The organism is Streptomyces sp. NPDC001070 (genome assembly GCF_053598835.1).
The window spans coordinates 1-16679 of record NZ_JBSFLB010000070.1 but is presented as its reverse complement, the minus strand read 5'-3'; the positions used below and the strand labels follow the sequence as shown (position 1 = coordinate 16679).

Sequence of the window (16679 nt, the reverse complement as noted above, 5' to 3'; positions counted from 1 at the left end):
GTTCGCGCGGGCCCGGTCGACCAACTGCCCGATCAACTGGTCATCCAGCAGGTCCGCCGACAGCTCGACCGGCCGAACCTCTTCAACCGCCTCGACAGAGGCAGTCACGTCGCTCATCAGGTGTTCTTCCTTGATCGGGAGTTACACCGTTCTTTTTACAGTCCCGCGAGGCTGCCGATCCGGCCCGCGGTGCTCTACCGGCGAGGCGGGGCAGGGCGCCGGGGCGGTGGGCCTTGAGGTCTAGGGCGTCTTCCGTGGCGCTGATCAGCTCATCGGAGGGCTCGCGTTGGCCGAGGCAGGCGGGGAAAGGCGCCGGATGAGTCGGATCAGCCCGCTCGCCATCCGGGAAGCAGTTTTAGAAGGTTCTCGGCGTAGACCTTCTTGAGGACGTCTTGGGGCAGGTCGATCGCCGAGATGTTCCAGCGGCCGTTGGGCGCTGGGTCCTTCGGGGAGTAGGGGAAGTACTCGTCTGTCGTTTCGAGGAAGCGGTAGTAGGCGGCGTAGGTCTCGGCGCGGAGTGACAACTGGTCCGTGCCGAAGATGACACGCTCCGGATGGCGCATGATCAGCTCACGGGTTTGGCGCGGCTGACGGCCGAGTTCGGCGATTCGCGCGGCGATGTCGATGTGGAAGTTGGGGTAGGTTTCCAGCATCCGGTCCACCCATGACAGGTCCTCGGCGTAGCAACCGGCGTGAAGGCCGATGAAGATTGTGTCCGGATGGTCTGCGACGACGGTTTCAAGCGAGGCGATGAGTTGTGGGAAACGGGGAAAGCGGTCAGCCTCGAACGACCATTCGGGGTGCCTGAGGAGCTCCTCTAGTCGTTCGTTGTGTTCGTCGACCGGTTCGAAGAACGCAACGGGGTCGGCGGTGTGGATCGCGACGGGCACCCTGAGTTCCGCCGCTTTCTCCCACAATGGAGCCAGGCGCGGGTCGTCGGGGAAGACCAAGTTTCCGTCACCGTCACGGACGCTTAGCCCGAGGTCCTTCCAGACCTTGAGCCCGCGCGCCCCGCCCATCACGGACCGGCCCAGGTCCGACGCGAGCCGGGCGCCCGGTCGCCGGCCGCCGAGCGCGTCCCAGTCCACATGGCAGAAGGTCGCGAATCGCTGGGGGTGGCTGCGGTCATAGCGATCGAGGTTCGCCTGGAGTTCATCACCCCAACGGCCGTCGAAGTTGACCATTGCGGCGATGTTGCACGCATCCATGAGCTTGAGCAACTCAGGCACGTCGGGGGCCGCCCAGGTGCCGTTGGTGAGCCACAGCCCGAGGTGCGCGTGACCGTCGATTGCTGCAACCGCGGCCCGTGGGACGCTTCGTCGATTGGCCCGCAGGCTTGACCGCGGCCGGTAGTCGCGCAGGTGCAGCTCTTGCAGGTGCTGAGTCTCTGTCGATTGTAGATCTTCACTCACAGTCTCTCCCAAGCTCTGCGGATCCTGGCGTAGTCCTCGGCGGTGATTGCCTCGCCTGTGGTGTCGAGGTGGGTGATGTAGAGCAGGCTGGGCACGCCGAGACTGGGCTGCAGGTCCATATACTCCCGAAAGGCCGCCAGCGAAGGCATCGGGTAGCCGTTGGTGTCGATGAGCCAGGTGTCGTCGACGATTCGGGCCATGGCGGTGCTGTGTGTTGCCTCTGCGGTTACGGAATCGGAGAAGTATGGCCATGGGCTGATCCGGATCATGTCCTGGAAGTCGGCCAGGTACGGGTTGGGTGACTGGCCACTCAGCAGCGCGTCCGGCTTCACCTCCTTGGCCGTCTCGTGGAGCAGGGCGAGATACGCGTGTGCGGCCTCGATTCCAAAGACCCGGCCGGAGCCTTCGGGGAATACCATTCCGTAGCATCCCGGAGTCGCTGAGATGTGGTCGATCTTCAACCCGTCGGCGTTGAGCCCGGAGGGGCTTAAGAGGTACCGCACCTGGTCTCGGATGCGTTTCCGCACGGAATCCAGGCTGATGTCGATGGACAGCTTGGTGCCTGGGGCAAGACCCCGCAGGGAGAGGTTGCCCAAAGGGGTTTTGGCGCGGCGGCCAGGGCTGTTCGCCCTGCCAAGATGTTCGCTCGGCAGGTACCGGATGCACTCGTCGGCGGGGATCCCTTCGGGGTCCCACGGCCCCCACCACAGCAGCACGCGCTTGCCCCGCCGGTGCTGCTGCTCAATGAAGCCGCGCAGGTTCGGCCAACGGCCGACGTCGACGTCCTTCAGACCGCCCGAGAGAAACCATCGAGCGTCGATGATCAGCGTGCCCCAGGGCAGGTCATGGCTGTCGGCCAGCTCGACGATGTCCCGGTAGTTGGCCTGCGTGCACAACGTGTAGGCGGCATTGTCGGGTGGGCGTTCCGTGCTGCTGCGGATCCGAAACAGATCGGCCTGGTAGCACTGGTGTCCCCACCCGCAGATGACGGGGCGACTCCACCAGCCAGGCTGTTCTCTCTGCGGTTGCGACACCAGACCGGCCTCGCGCAGAGCGCTTACATAGCCGGCGATGGCATGCTCGGCGGTGGCGCCCGTCGTGAGCACCATTTTGGGAGTGACAAATGTTCCCTCTACCCGGCGGGCGCCCCAGTTCGTTACGGCGAGGGCAAAGTCGCCGCCGCCAAGGTACTCGTAATCGGAGAAGAGATACTCGCCGGGCCGTACAGCCAGGCCCATGGCCAGCCATTCACGTGCCGGATCTGCGGCCACGGCGAAGCACAGCGGCCCCGGGTTGGCGATGAGATTGCCGCCACAATAGTCGGAATCCCCGGTCACGCTGATCAGGCCGTATTCGAATGATCTGAAGATCTTGCGGCCGTGATAGTTGGGCTCTGGCGAGAAGACATGACGGAAGGCCGTCTCGGAACCAATCGAGTATTCACGGGCGGGCGTGTGGCCGCGGTCGACGAGGTGCCGGGTCCGGATGGCGTGCTCTCGGAAATGCTGATCCGGTATCGAGTCGAAGAACCGGATGACGTCGATGGCCCCATCACCGGAGATCTCTGCGTGGAACTCGATCCGGTCCGGGTATACGTCCAGGTGGTATCGCTTGTGCCAGAGCGTGCTCTTCGCCGTCCAGGACCACCGTTCGTGGTCGCCGCGCTCAGTGCGCTCCGGCCAGGCGGCGCTGACGTTGCGGTCGTAGGTCTCGAGGGTGTCGACGTTGATGTGCATCTGGAAGAGCTGACTGAACGTCGGAAGGTCGAGCCGCATCATGCTTTTCTCCGGGTCAATCGATATTTTCCATCGATTCCGGATGACCTGAATTTCATCACGCATTCTAGTGACCCTTATCCGTGACGACAAGACCGGGACTGAGTGATTTCTTGCATGGGTAATTCATCTGGATCGCGCCATGTGGCGAGTGTGGTCTCTAACGAGCCAGGAAGAGCACGGTCACATGATTTTCGACGATCTGGCCGCCGAACGTACCGTTCACGAGGGCCGAGACGTCGTTCAGCAGGCGGTCACGCTCTGCAGTGGGGAGATCGCTGATCTCGGTGAACGTGGAGAATAGGGCCGTTAGGCGAGTGGAGGTGAACGGGACCGACTGCCGGAAATCCTCCACACGGATCTCGTTGAACACGGCGGCCTTGGTGAACTCCGCGACCCAGGCGTTGTGGTCGAGAGGGTTGGGCAGCCCGCTGCCTCCGCGGCCGAGGTCGTGTCGGCGAAATAGGCCCTCCAGCGCGTGACGGAAAGGGGTGACACGTTGCGGGTCCGGGTCCCGGAAGACCGTCCACCAAGCAGCCAGCCATGCCCCCGGACGCAGCAATCTGGCGATCTTGGGGAGCGAGATGGACAGGTCCAGCCAGTGAAGGCTTGTCGCGGCGACGGCAAGATCGAAGCTGGCTTCCGGCAGTTCCGCGTCCTCAAAGTCGGACTCGACGACGGTCAATCCAGGCTCGTCCAGGTTCGCGCGCAGGCGACGCGCCAGGTTCGCTCCGGGTTCGACGGCCACCACTCGCGCGCCCATCTGGAGCAGGCACTCGGTTGCCTGCCCCGTGCCCGCACCTAGCTCCAGGACATCCTGGCCCATCCCGAGCCCGCAGACCTCACCGAGCCGCTGGAACAAGGCCGGAGGATAGCCGGGACGTGCACTGTGGTAGATCTCCGCGTTCAGGTCAAAGCTACGCCGGCGCCGCGACCGGTTCTCTTCCTCGACCACTCCGCACCCCATTCGCCGAACGTGCGACAGTTACACCTGTTCTGTTATGGAACGCCAAAGCTTGAGCTCGGCCAGCTGCCCCTTCAGGACCCGCTGGTCCGCGTCTGGCCAGGCTCCGACACTGAGCCCGAACGGCCAAGCAATACCGTTGGCGGGCCCGAGCCGCCGGTAGCCCTCAGCGACCAACTCGCCGTTTAATGACAAAGTCATCGCCCCGTCGTCGGTGTACGTGAAGGTGATTGCCAGCCATGAACCGACCGGAACCAGCGACTTGCGGCTCTGGATTCCGTACCACTCCAGATACCGGTAGACGGCCGCGCCAAGCGAGCCGTCTCCTTCCACGTGCACAGCGAAGGACAGATAGCCCTCGACGAGAGTGCGACGGTGACCAAGTTCGTCCAGCCTGACCACCACGTCGACACGGATGCCGCCACAGCGGGCCAACGCCGCAGACGGAGGCACAAAGATCCGGTCGTGCAATCCGTCAAAGACCGCGGCACCGGGTGTCCCGTCGCTCTCAGCGACCCGCAGCACATCACCGTAGCCGTGATTGCCGTGACCGGAGAGGTCCTGGGCGCCCGGATCGGAATACCGATGGTGGAGCACCAACTCGAACAAACCTGTGTCGCTCATGGCCACCAGTCCACCGTCTTGGACAGGTCCTCCGCGACGACGCGGACGCCCGCTTCACCGTCAAGCTGTCTCAGCAGCGGCAGCAGGGACTCCAACGCGTCCAGCAGTTCCCGGCGGGGACGCCGGGCGAATTCTGCAAGCACCAAGCCGAAGAGCCTCTCGAGCGGTTCACTGCCTCCCTGCGTCTGTCCGTGGACCGCGTGCAGCGCGACCAGGGCGTCCAGCAACGCTCGGGCGCGAACTTCCGTGCCGACCAGCGCCTCAATCTGCCCGACTGCCTGCCACACGACGTCGGCGGCATCGGCACCCGCGAGCACGGACGACAGGGCCTCGGCTCGCAGCCGCTCGGTCGGGATTCCCGCGCACACACGCAGCGCCTCGGCCAGATCTCCCATCGCGAGGAAAGCCTCCACAACGGGGACCATCGCGACTGACCTTTCATGCGGTTCCTCTATCCGTACCGCGGCAGCCATGGCCATCGCCGTCAGCCGGCGCCGATGCCGGGCCGGAGCTTCACATGCGATCCGCGCCAGCACTGGGGGTTTGGAGGTGTCGTCGACAACATCCGCAAGAGCCGCCGCCTCTTCGATGACAACGTCACTGACCGCCTCCTCCAAGCGGTGCGCGGTCAGCGCGAGGATCTCACCGCGCCAGGTCACATAGGGAAGTGCCAGGGCGAGCCGCCGCGCCTCCATCAGGTTTCCCACGCGCGCGTGGTGGTGCGCGATCGATCGGGCCAGAGCCGGGGCTCGGAGGACACCTGTCAGTTCCAGCGCCTGAGATGCGCGCTCCATCTCACCCAACGTGCAAGCGCGGATCCCCGCTGCCGCAAAGAGGGACAGCCGAACCTCGGTGTCTTCGAACTGCTCGATGGCGACCCACAGGTCACCGAGCGCGGATGCCGGCAGATACGCCGCAGTCCGGCTCAGCAATGCCGCCCTCCCGGGAATCGCAGAGTCGCCCGTCAACATCGCCAGGAGTGCTGCGCCCATGTGCTCCGCGGCCGGAGGGGCAGCGAGCGCGGCGATGGCCAAAAGCGCCCGCACCCGCATGGTGGCGTCTTCGATCATTGCCACGACATTGAGAACCTGCGGGCCGAGGGCCGCCATCGCGCGACCTGCCGCCACGACGACCTCCGCCCGGACCTCGTCCCCGCTCACCGACCCCAAGGCGTTGATGATTAGTTCGGCATTCCCAAGCGGTGCCGTCGCGATGACGAATGCCGCCCGCTGGGCCGGGTCGAAGATCGTGCCGACGACTTCCTCGCTCTGCTTGAGCAACCCCGCAAACGCCGCCCAAGCAGAGACGACGCTTCGGGCGTCACCAACGTTTTGGCCCATATCCATGGCGGCGACGGCTAGGCGACCTCTGTCCTCGTCGGTGGCTTGCGCCAGGTCGAGGGCGAGCATGTGCGTACGCCAGTACCGCTCGGCCGGATCGCCCGACGCCCGGTACTGAGCCTCGCCCGCACCGATTTCTCCCTCGCGTAAGAGCGTCACTGCGAAATGCCTTCGGCGCAGGTACTCCTCGACGAAGCCTGCGGCCCCCGCCCAGCCCGAGTGCCGCGCCGAGGTCCTGCTTGACCGGCTTCCCTGCCGAAATGAAGTGGTGTCAGCACCTCCCTCGACATTCAGCATCCGGTAGGCCACGGCCTGGTAGTAACCGTCCGCCAGGGACCTGACGATCGCCAACAGATCGCCGCGTAGTTCAGCCGAGACCAGCGAGTGCAGCCGCCAGAGTTCGCCCAGCCGCCAGTACCCATCGGGCACAGCCCGGACGGCGGCCAGCGCCTCACGCTCCACCTCCTCACGAAGACACCCAGGCACGACCTCGATCAGGCGAGTCAGCGTTTCCGCCCGCTCCTCGGGGGCGGGAACCTGGCGGGCCCAGGCGAGCGCCTCCTCCGCACCGAGACTGTCGTTCTTCACCAGCGTTGGCCACAAGAGAGGAGGCGTGGCAGCGGCCATACTGTTGAGAGACGACAAGATGAGCGCGTAGCGCAGCTGACGAGCGGCGCACAATGGCCCGCTAATCGTTCGCAGCACGTTCCAGGCCATCCCAATGTCGCGCCGGAACGCCGCTAGCTGACCGGTCCTGCGGTGCACGGTAAACCAAACGTTGACACGCCTGCGCCCATCGGTCCACGACCGCGCGAGAACCTCGTGCAGGTCCTCATTACGCCCAGCGCGGTGGAGATGTTCGATGAGGTGCCGCAGCCCGTAGCCGTGGTCCATGCCCGCCATGCTCTCCTCGCGCAACCCGGGCAGCCCGGCGACGAGTCCGCCCCAGGCATCCAGATAGCGGTCGGCCAGCTGCGAGTGGGCGGACCGTGCCGCCCTCGCCAACCGTCCGGCCAGCGACCTTTCGGCCGAGGTCAGCTCCCGGGTGTCGACGTCGCCGTGCACAAACTCCCGGAGACTGTCGTGGAAGGTGCGGTAGAGGTTGCCCTCCTCTGTTTCCTCCACTTGCACGAAAGGCCGCCAGTCGTCTTCGAGTAGCGTCTCGATGGCCCCGACAGGCGCGCCTGTGAATTCCGCTAGCATCCTGGACGGCAGAGGTTCCCCTTCCGCGGCTAAGACCGCGAGGGCGGGAAGATGGAACTCCGCCCAGCGCTCAGGATGGTTGTGCTGCCACTCGTGCCAGTATTGAGCGTAGTAGTGCCACAGCCCGGTCGGCAGCTGTGCGACGTCTGCAGGGGATCGGCGTCCCCGGCGGATCTCTGCAAGCACATAGTGCAGGTAGATCCATACACCGCTCGATTTCGCGACCAGGGTGTCGATGAAGGCGTCAGCGGAGATCTCCGCCTCGTCCAACTTCGCCGCGACGTCGGGGAACCGGGACACCCGGGCTAGGTATTCGCGGGCATCACCCATGTTCCCCTCACTCGACGCTTCGATCACGACCACCGCACGAGGGACGTCGACGCGCAGCGGCACCTGGACAGGACGCTGTGACGCGATCACGTACACGCCTTCAGGGAGAGACATGGGAAGCCCCAGCGGATTGTTTCCGCCCGCGGGAATCGTCTCGTTGAGCCCATCAACGACGAGCACGATCGGCTCTCCCGGCCGGATCTCGTCACGTCGGGCGGCGACATCGACCAGTAGATCCTGAAGGAAGTCGGGACGGCCTGCGGATGGCGGAAGCATCCCGCCCACCGCGTGGGTCTCCAGGTCCCAGGCGGTAATGAGCTGGGAGCTGAGATTGCGCACGGCCACCGCGATGTCCTGCGGATCGGGCATGAGTCGCACAAAATGATGGGCGTAGCCCCGCTCTCTCGCAAGCCACGCCAGGAACGTGCTCTTACCCATGCCAGCGTCAGCTTCCACGATGAGATATCCACGATCGTGTTCGGTGACGAATGCGTCAACGCGTGCCAGCAGCCATTGCCGGCCTGTGAACATCTCGAGTTCCCGATTGAGTGCGCTAGGACTGAGGTAGGCGTCCACCAGTCGTTCATACCTGCCAATGAAGAAGGTATTTCCGTCCCCAGTGACGAGAAGGCTGTTGATCGCGTCACCGCCGATAGCAATGCTGCGATCACCATCGGCGGTGACATTGCCTGATCGACTGAACGCGCCCACAGGACGGTTCAGCTCTGCGAAGGACGCGGAGCGTCACCCGTGGAGATGGTTCCCGTCACGTCCCGACCGACCGCGACAGAACGCTCCCCCGAAGCAACGATCGAGGTCACCGTAACCCCAGCGGCGTGTCCCTCATCCCAAATCCGCGCCAGATCTTCGCGTAGCCCCGGGTCGGCGGCCAGGAGTTTTTCCAGTTGCCAAACGAGCGCCGCACGTGCCCCTGCGCTATCGGGTTGCTCTGCGAGGTCATTCGCCGCCTCCTGCGCGGCGGGACGCTGCGCCACATCACCTGCCAGTCGTTGCCAGAGCCTGTTGGCTTGTCCCCAGGCTGCCTCGCCGAAGTCGCCGACCGCTGTACCCGCCCTGTCGAGCAACGGCCCCAGAAAGGGCGCGAGAAAATCGGCAAGCTGAGCGACATCCATGTCATCTCCGGGTGTTCGGAACGCGTGACTGGGGGCCGATCGAACCCTGCGAAAGTATCGCATCACGTATGCCCCAAGGAAGACCTCCGAGCATCATCACGGTGGCGAAGGCGCCCTGGGCGACCATGGGTTCGAGTTGAGCACAATGCAGGTCTGTAAGGTTTTTCTCGTAGAGTGAAGACCGTGACTGGAGGGGAAGTTGGGGTCGTGGCAGCGAACCGGCAGTCGTACGACACGGAGTTTCGCGAGGGAGCCGTGCGGGTCTCACCGAGGCGGGGAACGGGGATCACACGGGCAGCCGCAGGATCGGCGGCACCGCCGACCGTAAAGGCGGCTTCGGCGGCCGCGATACAGGTCAAGGAGGTCTTGAGCAGCGTAAGGGTCATCGACAGCCTCGGCTGGCCCGCCGCGTTCCCGGCAAGGCTCTCCATCGCGCGGGTGACCGCGAGAAAAGCGCTGTTCGCGGCGGATACATGATCGCTCAAGTGGGCGTCGTGCTCCAGAGCACGCAACAGTCCGTCCAGCAGACTGCGTTGCTGCTGGGTCAGCTCCGCCACTTTGAACGCATGTACCGAATGAGGTCCCACACCGTGTAGCGCACCCGCGCACAGTACTGACCTACTGAGCAGCCGTCACCCCGGACTCAAAGCTGCACCATCCGACTCGCGGTAGCGCCTCAGCGTCTCCGCCGAACCGTCCGACAGGGCCAGGAGCTCGCCACCGAGAGCCGACATGGCGGACGCTCCGCCAACAGATCGCACACCACCTCCCTTTGCCGGGCCAGCGAGCGGACCACATCATCCAGGCCAGTCCGTCTCGTCGCGCAGCCCTCGAGGCCCACTGGAGGCCACTCATCGCAGAATCCGTCTACACCGTCCGGCTCCCAAGCAGGCATCAGCCTTCGGACCCCTCGGCGCGTCGCTCGTCCAGGTCGAAGCCCAGCCGCTCGGCTTCGACCATGACGTCCGTCCACAACGCCAGGGGCGTCAGCAGCGCCCATGGTTCGCCACGCGCGGGGTCGGCGAGCAGCACGGTTTCGGTGTAGCCGTCGCTCCAATCCTCCCCGCGCGCCGCTCCGTTGCTCCAGCCGCGTTCTGTGAACCACAGCCGCTTGATGGCCCTCTCCACCAGTCGCGCGTGCAGCCCCACTGCGAAGGACCGGGTGTAGGCGACCTCCCAGCCGTTGCGCATGTGGACCTTCAGCCGGGTGTTGCGTGCAGAGTCTTCGCAAATGCCGATCTTCGCCATGGCCGGGTTCGAGGACCGTTGCACCAGATAGACGAGCCCTGGTTCGGTGTCCTTGAATCCGGTGAGTTTGCAGCTGCGGGAGTTGCAGGCTCCCTGGCCACGGTAGAGATTGCCCAGGCAGGGGTTCACCAGGCTCGAGCAGTCCATGCAGGTGCCCGCCCAGGGGGTGTTGGTGCTCTCGAAGGCGTCCGGGTCGTGCGGGCGGAACCGGTAGGACAGTGCCCTGTCCCACGCCTGCTGCTTGGTCAGCGGGGTGTTCGGGGCACAGTACATGCAGGCCCCCTGGCCCTGCATGACGTCGTGCAGCCGCGGCTGCACCGCTCGACGGCAGCGCTGGCAAATGCCCGGCCACGGCTCATCGACTCGTTCATAGGCGGTCGTAGGTTCGACGAGGCCCTCATGGCGCATGATGCCGATGGCCACATCCGGATCGATCGCTCGCTGGGCGCAGTACCTGCAGGCCATGGCGCCCCGGCGAACCGCCTTGATCAGGACCTTGATCGGTTTGCCCTGGCGCGGGCAGCCCTCGTTGAGGCAGATGCTCTCCACCCGCGTTCTGTTGTTGGTGTAAGGCTCGAGCAGTTTGATGTCGGCCTTGGCGATCGTCTTCGCCAACTCCGCCTCGTCCAGCCGGTACTTCTCCGCTCGCGCGCGGTCAGCGCAGTCACGGCAACCGCGCGGTGCGTCGCCGTGTTTCCTCGCCTTCGAGGCGATGCTGTCGTACGTCGGGTCGATGTCTGCTTCGCACCTCTCGCATGTGCTGGGCCATGGTTCCTTCACCGTGGTGAAAGCGGTCTTCGGCTTGCAGCCGTTACGCAGCATCAACTGCCGTGCTTTTTCCGGATCGACCGGTCGTCCCGACACCAATGTGACCACCTTGTGTGCGTGCCCGGTAACGTCGCAGAGACCGTACGTGCCAGCACCGACATCCCCTCCTCTCCGGACCCTTGTATCGCACACCAAGGGGGGCAACCACCGCGGCCGGGCGTACGGGAGCACGTACATCGTGGCAACGATGTGGGGTGCAAGCGAGACCGCCACCCGGCGACGCCGTGCTTGAGCCGACACGCCGCCACTAGGGCGGGGCCGGTACTGCGAGGTCCAGAATCAGTCCTCTATCGAGAGGGCTGGAATGAACACGGACATGGACTTCACCGACGGGACTGGCGACTTCGACGGCGACGGCGACAACGACCTCATCGCCCGCAACAGCTCCACCAAGGACCTGCTCCTCTACCGGGGCAGCGGCACCGGCGGCTTCGCCGGCAGCTCGGTCATCGGCACCAACTGGAGGAACTTCTCGGACCTGTTCTGAGAGGTCGTTTTCATCATGAGTGCGGTGTTTTATTTAGTTTTCTGTGGTGGGCTGATGTGGTGCGAGCGGGGCTGTCGGTGGCCTTGGTTCTTGATGGGTAGTTGGGGTGACGGCTGGGGTTGGAAGGGGTCTGCGCCTGTCTCATCCCAGGACGCCGGACTCTGTTCTGTGCTTCCGCGAAGGGAAACGCGCGCCTGGGCGCACTGACCTACGGGCGGTACATCCAGGTCATGGAGAAACGGCGTGCGTATCCGAGTGATCTGTCCGATGCCCGCTGGGAATTGATCGAGCCGGTCCTGGCGGCTTGGCGCTTCGAGCGGCGCGGCCGGGCCCTGGGCTTTGGCCGGCCACCGGAGCACGAGCTGCGCGAGATCATGAACGCGATCCTGTACGTGGACCGCACCGGCGTGCAGTGGCCGTACCCGCCGCACGACTTCCCGCCCTGGGAAACCGTCTACGGCTACTTCGCCAAGTGGCAAAAGGAAGGCATCTTCGCTCAGCCGGGCGGCCTCCTGCGGGAACGAGTACGGCAAAAGGAGGGCCGAAGCGCGAAGCCAACTGCCTGCGTGATCGACGCGCAGAGCGTCAAACCTTGACCAGTGTCCCCGCCGCCAGCCGGGGCGTGGACGCCGGCAAGAAGATCGTCGGCCGCAAGCGCAGCATCATCACCGACACCCTCGGCCTCCTGCTGGCGGTCCTGGTCACCGCAGCCAGTGTCCAGGACTCCACCGCAGGTCAGACCCTCCTCGGCCAGGTGGCCGCAGCCCATCCCACCATCCGCAAGGTCTGGGTCGACGGCGGCTACCGCAAGCACTTCGTCGAGCACGCCGCCACCCTCGGCATCGACCTCGAAATCGTCCAACGCACCCCGGCACCAGGGGCTTTACCCCGATCCCGAAACACTGGACAGTCGAGCGGACGTACGGCTGGCTCATGCTCCACCGCCGTCTGGCCCGCGACTACGAAACCCTCCCCGGCAGGTCCGAAGCCGTGATCCACCTCGCCATGACCGACCTCATGGCCCGCCGCCTCACCGGCGAGAGCACCATCTCCTGGCGCGACCCGACATCACCAGACCAAGCCCGCATCACGGGATAAAACAACGGGAGAAAACGACCTCTGAGCTCCGCTCCGATGCTCGGGCCGGTTCCCCACCGGACGCTCTTTCCACTCATCGGATCGACCCCAGGCAATCGCGCCAGGAACGATGGAGGGCTCGCGCCGGGCCGCAAGTGGCCGGGCGTGAGCCCTCCGTCCAGGGCCCACGCCTGACGGCGTGGGCCCTGTTGAGTTTCCGGCGCGCAGTGGCGCACTCCTTCACAGGCCGACCTCAAGATTCGGCCGCCAGTGCTATGGGGGGCAACCGGGCGTCGAGGGCGTTCGTGTCCGGATGCGTGCGATCCCCCCGCCCATGGGGCGGCGGCCGCCGCGAGGACTCGGGGGCCGGGGGACTCGCCATCCAAGGCATTCCGTACCGCCGTCCGTTGCGGCAACACGGGATCTGGCGAGGAGGGACTCGAAGCCCGTTTTCCCTAGCTAGCCCCCCATTTGCGCACTGCTACACGAGGGCAATGACGATGTAGATCAGGAAGTCGGTGACGGAACCAGCGAACCATCCTGTGACCGCGGCCTGGGCTTGATTCGCTTTGACGGACATCAGAGATCAGGGGCTTCGGCCCCGGGAGGAAGATGTCCATCATGGAGAGCATGGGGAAGAAGAAGCCTCGCCCTCGCCGCTCGTTCACGCCGGAGTTCAAGGCCGAGATCGTCGAGCTGTGCCGGCGGGGTGACCGCTCGGTCGGTCAGGTCGCCAAGGACTTCGACCTGACCGAGACCGCGGTGCGGGACTGGGTCAAGCAGGCCGAGGTCGACGCCGGCGAGCGGGACGGCCTGACCAGCAGCGAACGCGAGGAACTGGCCGCACTGCGGCGGGAGAACCGCAGGCTGCGGGAGGACGTGGAGATCCTCAAGCGAGCCACGGCTTTCTTCGCGTCAATGTCAGGCTGTTGGCGATCGGCGGGTGGACACGGGCCGAAGCCGCCATTGGTGGTTTGTCCTTGATGTGCCGCCCTCCGCTGGCAGAATCCTGTCGACCGGCGGGTTGGCTCGTTTCTTCGCTGCCCCGCACGGCGGTGGCTTGTCGGCGATGTGCCCCCCGCCGGTCGCAGGTTGTCCGGCGCGGTGTGGCTTGATAGCGCCTCTGTGTGTCAAGCGGCTTGAGCGAGGTGGGTTCGTTGGTCTCGTTTCATGATCCGGTAGACCACGTTGGACAGGCGTCGCTTGAGGGCCCTGCGGGCCTCCGAAGGCGTCTTCCCCTCGCTGATCTTGCGGAGGTAGTAGTCCTGTCCGCGCCCGCCGTCTCGGATCTGGCAGACGGCGATGGTGTGCAGCACCGAGTTCAGCGCACGGTTGCCGCCGGTGTTGAGCCGGTGGCGCCAGTTGTTGCCGCTGGAGGCGTCCAGGGGTGCGCTTCCCGTGTAGCTGGCGAAGTGGTGCTCGGTGGGAAAGCGGCTGATGTTCCCGACGTGCCCGATGACCTTCGCAGCCAGCACGGTGCCCAGACCCGGCAGGGTGGTCAGCGTGGTGCGGGTCGCAGCGACGGCCTCGCGCATCTGGGCTTCGTTGTCCTTGACCTGCCGGTCCAGGCGCCGCAGGTCGGCCAGCAGGTCACGGGCTATGTCCCGGCGGCAGGCGTCGGTGGCAGTGACCGGCCGGATGCCTTTCATCAAGGCGGCAGCCTTGTCAGCGGACAGGCCGGTGGGTGCTCCGCCGGGCAGGAGATCGCGCAGGACGGCATGGAGGCGGTTGAGGACGCGGGTGCGCTCGTGGACCAGGTCGTCACGTCGTTCGGTCAGCAGCCGCAGGATCGTGGTCTGGTCTTCTTGGACCACGGGTCGCAGGTCATGACGGAAGAGGGCGACCTGGGCGACGTGCAGTGCGTCTGCGGCGTCGGTCTTGCGGTCGCCGCCGGTGGCCAGCAGCCGGGCCCGGGCCGACAGCGTGGAGGGCACATCGACCACGTTCTCGCCCGCGGCGGCCAACTGCTGGGCGAGCGAGCGGCCCAGGCCGCCGGCGCCCTCGACCGCGAAACGACGGTCGGGCCACTGCTCACACCAGCGCATCAGCTGGCGGAAGGTTCCGGCGTTGACGACGAACCGGCGCTGTGCCACCTGGTGGCCGGACGGGTCGACGGCGACGGCGGTGTGGGACGACTTGTGGGGATCGACACCGATCAGGATCACAGGCTTCTGCCCTCGCACTCGATGAGTCAGGAAGGGGAGTGCGGTGGGCACCCTGACTTGAAGTCACTGCGTCACCTTCATGCCTCTGTCGAGCCACACCGCGCGGGTGTCGGCCGGCGGCGGCACGCTATCAGTGAGCCAGCCCGCGGGCGGCAAGGAGCACTGCGGGCCCGTGCCGACCGACACCCTGGACGCTACGGCTGCAGACCGAGCGTCTGGGTCCGATTCAACAAGTCAGGAGCGTGCCGCTGGCCCGATTGAGGCGTGCCCCCGGCGCCGGACGATTCGGTTCGCGTCTGGCATCGCCGCAGGGAGGCACGTTGATCGTCGTCGGGATAGACGGACACAAGAACACGCACACGCTGGTGGCAGTCGATCCGCTGGGAAAGCCGCTGGCGGAACTGACCGTGGCCGCCAGGCCGGCTGGCCATCTCAAGGCACTGGCCTGGCTGCGCGGCTTCGGTTCGGTGTTGATAGCAGTGGAGGACTGCCGCCACTTGACCCGCAGGTTCGTGGCTGACCTGCTCAACAGCGGACACGCGGTGGTGCGGGTGCACACCCGGCTGATGGCTGGCGCACGACGCTCAGCCCGGGAGCGGGGGAAGTCCGACCCGATTGATGCCGAGGCGGTGGCCCGGGTCGCTCTGCGCGAGCCCGACCTGCCCAAGGCATGCCTCGACGGGCCGAGCCGGGATATCAAACTGTTGGTCGACCATCGGCGCTCGCTCGTGGCCCAGCGCACCGCAATCGGCAACAAGCTGCGCTGGTTCCTGCACGAGCTCGACCCCGAGCTTGCCGTCGCCTCTCGCGGCCTGCGCCGCCTGTGCATCCTGGACCAGCTGGCCCAAGCCTTGAGCCAGCATCACGGAACGCTCGCGGCCATCGCTGCCGAACTGGTCGTGGACTGCCGCCGTCTCTCGGAACGCATCAACGCGCTGGAGAGCCAGATCCGTCGTTTGGTCGCCGCCCGAGCACCGCATCTGCTGGCGATCCCCGGCTGCGGCGTTCTGGGTGCCGCGGTCGTCATCGGAGAAGCCGCCGACGCCACTCGGTTCGTGTCCAAGGCCGCTTTCGCCCGGTTCAACGGCACTGCCCCAATCCCCGTCTGGTCAGGCAACAAGGTCCGCGTTCGGCTCAACCGAGGCGGCAATCGCACCGTCAACCATGCTCTCCACATGATCGCCGTGACCCAGGTGCGAGGCGACGGCGAAGGCGCCGCCTACTTCGCCAAGCAACTCACCGCCGGCAAGACCAAGACGGAGGCCCTGCGATTGCTGCGGCGTCGCATCTCCGACCGTGTCTACCGAGCCTTGCTCGCCGACCAAGCCGACTTCGGTCAACCTTCCAACCCGCTACCCCCAACGCCCATGAGCCTGGCGGCTTGACATAGGAGCATCAAGGAGACCCGGTGACGGTGCACCCGTTCATCGAGGCGGAGAAGACCGCAGGTCACAACGTCAAGCGTGCGTGTGAACTGCTCGAGGTCTTCCGAGCCGCCTTCTACGCCCGCCGCACCGGCACCCCGGGACCCCGTGCAGTGCGGGACGCCGAGCTGACGCAGCAGATCACGGCCGTGCACGAGCAGTCCCGCGGAACCTATGGGGCCCCGCGCGTTCACGCCGTTCTCCAGCGCGAGGGCATCGGCTGCGGACGCCGCAGGGTGGCCCGGCTCATGCGCCTGGCCGGACTGGCCGGCCGGCACCGCAGACGCCGGCACCGCACCATCATCCCCGACCCGCACGCGGCCACCCGCCCCGACCTGGTCCTGCGCGACTTCCAGCCCGACCCGGCCGCAGTCGACACCCGCTGGTGCGGCGACATCACCTACATCGCCACCGAGGAGGGCTGGCTCTACCTGGCCACCGTCATCGACATCGCCTCCCGCCGGGTCGTCGGCTGGGCCACCGCCGACCTACCCGTCAGTTCCTTCATCCACCCCGCCGGCCTGCCCATCACACCTCCGCAGTCGAGGTGTTGCAACGACCGGTTGAATCCACCCTGCGACCCGCGATCGGTGTGCAGTATGCACCCGGCAACGCTTTCCTGACGGGCTACGGCGTTGTTCAGGGCGTTCACGGTCAGGCGGGACTTCA

At 65.9% G+C, this 16679-nt stretch carries 13 protein-coding genes and 1 pseudogene; 6 read left to right on the top strand and 8 right to left on the bottom strand.

What is annotated here, in order from left to right:
* Positions 1 to 326: 326 nt before the first annotated feature.
* The 6 genes from ACWDAS_RS40910 to ACWDAS_RS40885 all read right to left on the bottom strand — a co-directional run bounded on the left by ACWDAS_RS40910 (position 327) and on the right by ACWDAS_RS40885 (position 8781).
* The gene (locus ACWDAS_RS40910; protein ID WP_450401006.1) at positions 327 to 1412 is read right to left on the bottom strand and encodes an amidohydrolase family protein; all 1086 of its coding nucleotides are present in this window, start codon (positions 1410 to 1412) and stop codon (positions 327 to 329) included.
* Complete coding sequence (locus ACWDAS_RS40905) at positions 1409 to 3253, bottom strand: hypothetical protein (RefSeq protein WP_450401005.1); 1845 nt, start codon at positions 3251 to 3253, stop codon at positions 1409 to 1411. The genes ACWDAS_RS40910 and ACWDAS_RS40905 overlap by 4 nt, the downstream gene beginning before the upstream one ends.
* Positions 3254 to 3347: 94 nt before the next feature.
* On the bottom strand, positions 3348 to 4142 hold the full coding sequence (locus tag ACWDAS_RS40900; RefSeq protein ID WP_450401003.1) for a class I SAM-dependent methyltransferase: 795 nt from the start codon (positions 4140 to 4142) through the stop codon (positions 3348 to 3350).
* 30 nt (positions 4143 to 4172) lie between these two features.
* Entirely contained in the window at positions 4173 to 4775 is a 603-nt protein-coding gene (locus ACWDAS_RS40895; RefSeq protein WP_450401002.1) for a LamG-like jellyroll fold domain-containing protein, read from the bottom strand.
* The gene (locus ACWDAS_RS40890) at positions 4772 to 8359 is read right to left on the bottom strand and encodes a hypothetical protein (RefSeq protein WP_450401000.1); all 3588 of its coding nucleotides are present in this window, start codon (positions 8357 to 8359) and stop codon (positions 4772 to 4774) included. The genes ACWDAS_RS40895 and ACWDAS_RS40890 overlap by 4 nt, the downstream gene beginning before the upstream one ends.
* 8 nt (positions 8360 to 8367) lie before the next feature.
* A complete protein-coding gene (locus ACWDAS_RS40885; RefSeq protein WP_450400998.1) occupies positions 8368 to 8781 on the bottom strand; it encodes a hypothetical protein in 414 nt (137 codons plus the stop codon).
* A 174-nt stretch (positions 8782 to 8955) separates the two neighbouring features.
* Between ACWDAS_RS40885 and ACWDAS_RS40880 the strand changes: the two genes are divergently transcribed.
* The gene (locus ACWDAS_RS40880) at positions 8956 to 9258 is read left to right on the top strand and encodes a hypothetical protein (protein WP_450400997.1); all 303 of its coding nucleotides are present in this window, start codon (positions 8956 to 8958) and stop codon (positions 9256 to 9258) included.
* Between the two features lie 417 nt (positions 9259 to 9675).
* On the opposite strand, the gene ACWDAS_RS40875 is transcribed toward ACWDAS_RS40880, so the two are convergent.
* Complete coding sequence (locus ACWDAS_RS40875) at positions 9676 to 10905, bottom strand: hypothetical protein (RefSeq protein WP_450400995.1); 1230 nt, start codon at positions 10903 to 10905, stop codon at positions 9676 to 9678.
* Between the two features lie 268 nt (positions 10906 to 11173).
* On the opposite strand from ACWDAS_RS40875, the gene ACWDAS_RS40870 reads away from it, so the two are divergent.
* From ACWDAS_RS40870 to ACWDAS_RS40860, 3 genes and pseudogenes are all read left to right on the top strand, one after another.
* A complete protein-coding gene (locus ACWDAS_RS40870; RefSeq protein ID WP_450400994.1) occupies positions 11174 to 11344 on the top strand; it encodes an FG-GAP-like repeat-containing protein in 171 nt (56 codons plus the stop codon).
* 230 nt (positions 11345 to 11574) lie between these two features.
* Positions 11575 to 12442, top strand: a pseudogene (locus ACWDAS_RS40865) (IS5 family transposase).
* A 609-nt stretch (positions 12443 to 13051) separates the two neighbouring features.
* On the top strand, positions 13052 to 13405 hold the full coding sequence (locus ACWDAS_RS40860; RefSeq protein WP_450400992.1) for a transposase: 354 nt from the start codon (positions 13052 to 13054) through the stop codon (positions 13403 to 13405).
* Positions 13406 to 13551: 146 nt separating this feature from the next.
* Here ACWDAS_RS40860 and ACWDAS_RS40855 read toward each other — a convergent pair whose 3' ends face one another.
* On the bottom strand, positions 13552 to 14586 hold the full coding sequence (locus ACWDAS_RS40855; RefSeq protein WP_450400990.1) for an IS110 family transposase: 1035 nt from the start codon (positions 14584 to 14586) through the stop codon (positions 13552 to 13554).
* 320 nt (positions 14587 to 14906) lie between these two features.
* On the opposite strand from ACWDAS_RS40855, the gene ACWDAS_RS40850 reads away from it, so the two are divergent.
* Both ACWDAS_RS40850 and ACWDAS_RS40845 read left to right on the top strand, forming a co-directional pair.
* Positions 14907 to 15971, top strand: coding sequence for an IS110 family transposase (locus ACWDAS_RS40850; RefSeq protein ID WP_450400988.1), 1065 nt, complete (start codon positions 14907 to 14909; stop codon positions 15969 to 15971).
* A 23-nt stretch (positions 15972 to 15994) separates the two neighbouring features.
* The gene (locus tag ACWDAS_RS40845; RefSeq protein ID WP_450400987.1) at positions 15995 to 16633 is read left to right on the top strand and encodes an IS3 family transposase; all 639 of its coding nucleotides are present in this window, start codon (positions 15995 to 15997) and stop codon (positions 16631 to 16633) included.
* Positions 16634 to 16679: the final 46 nt, after the last annotated feature.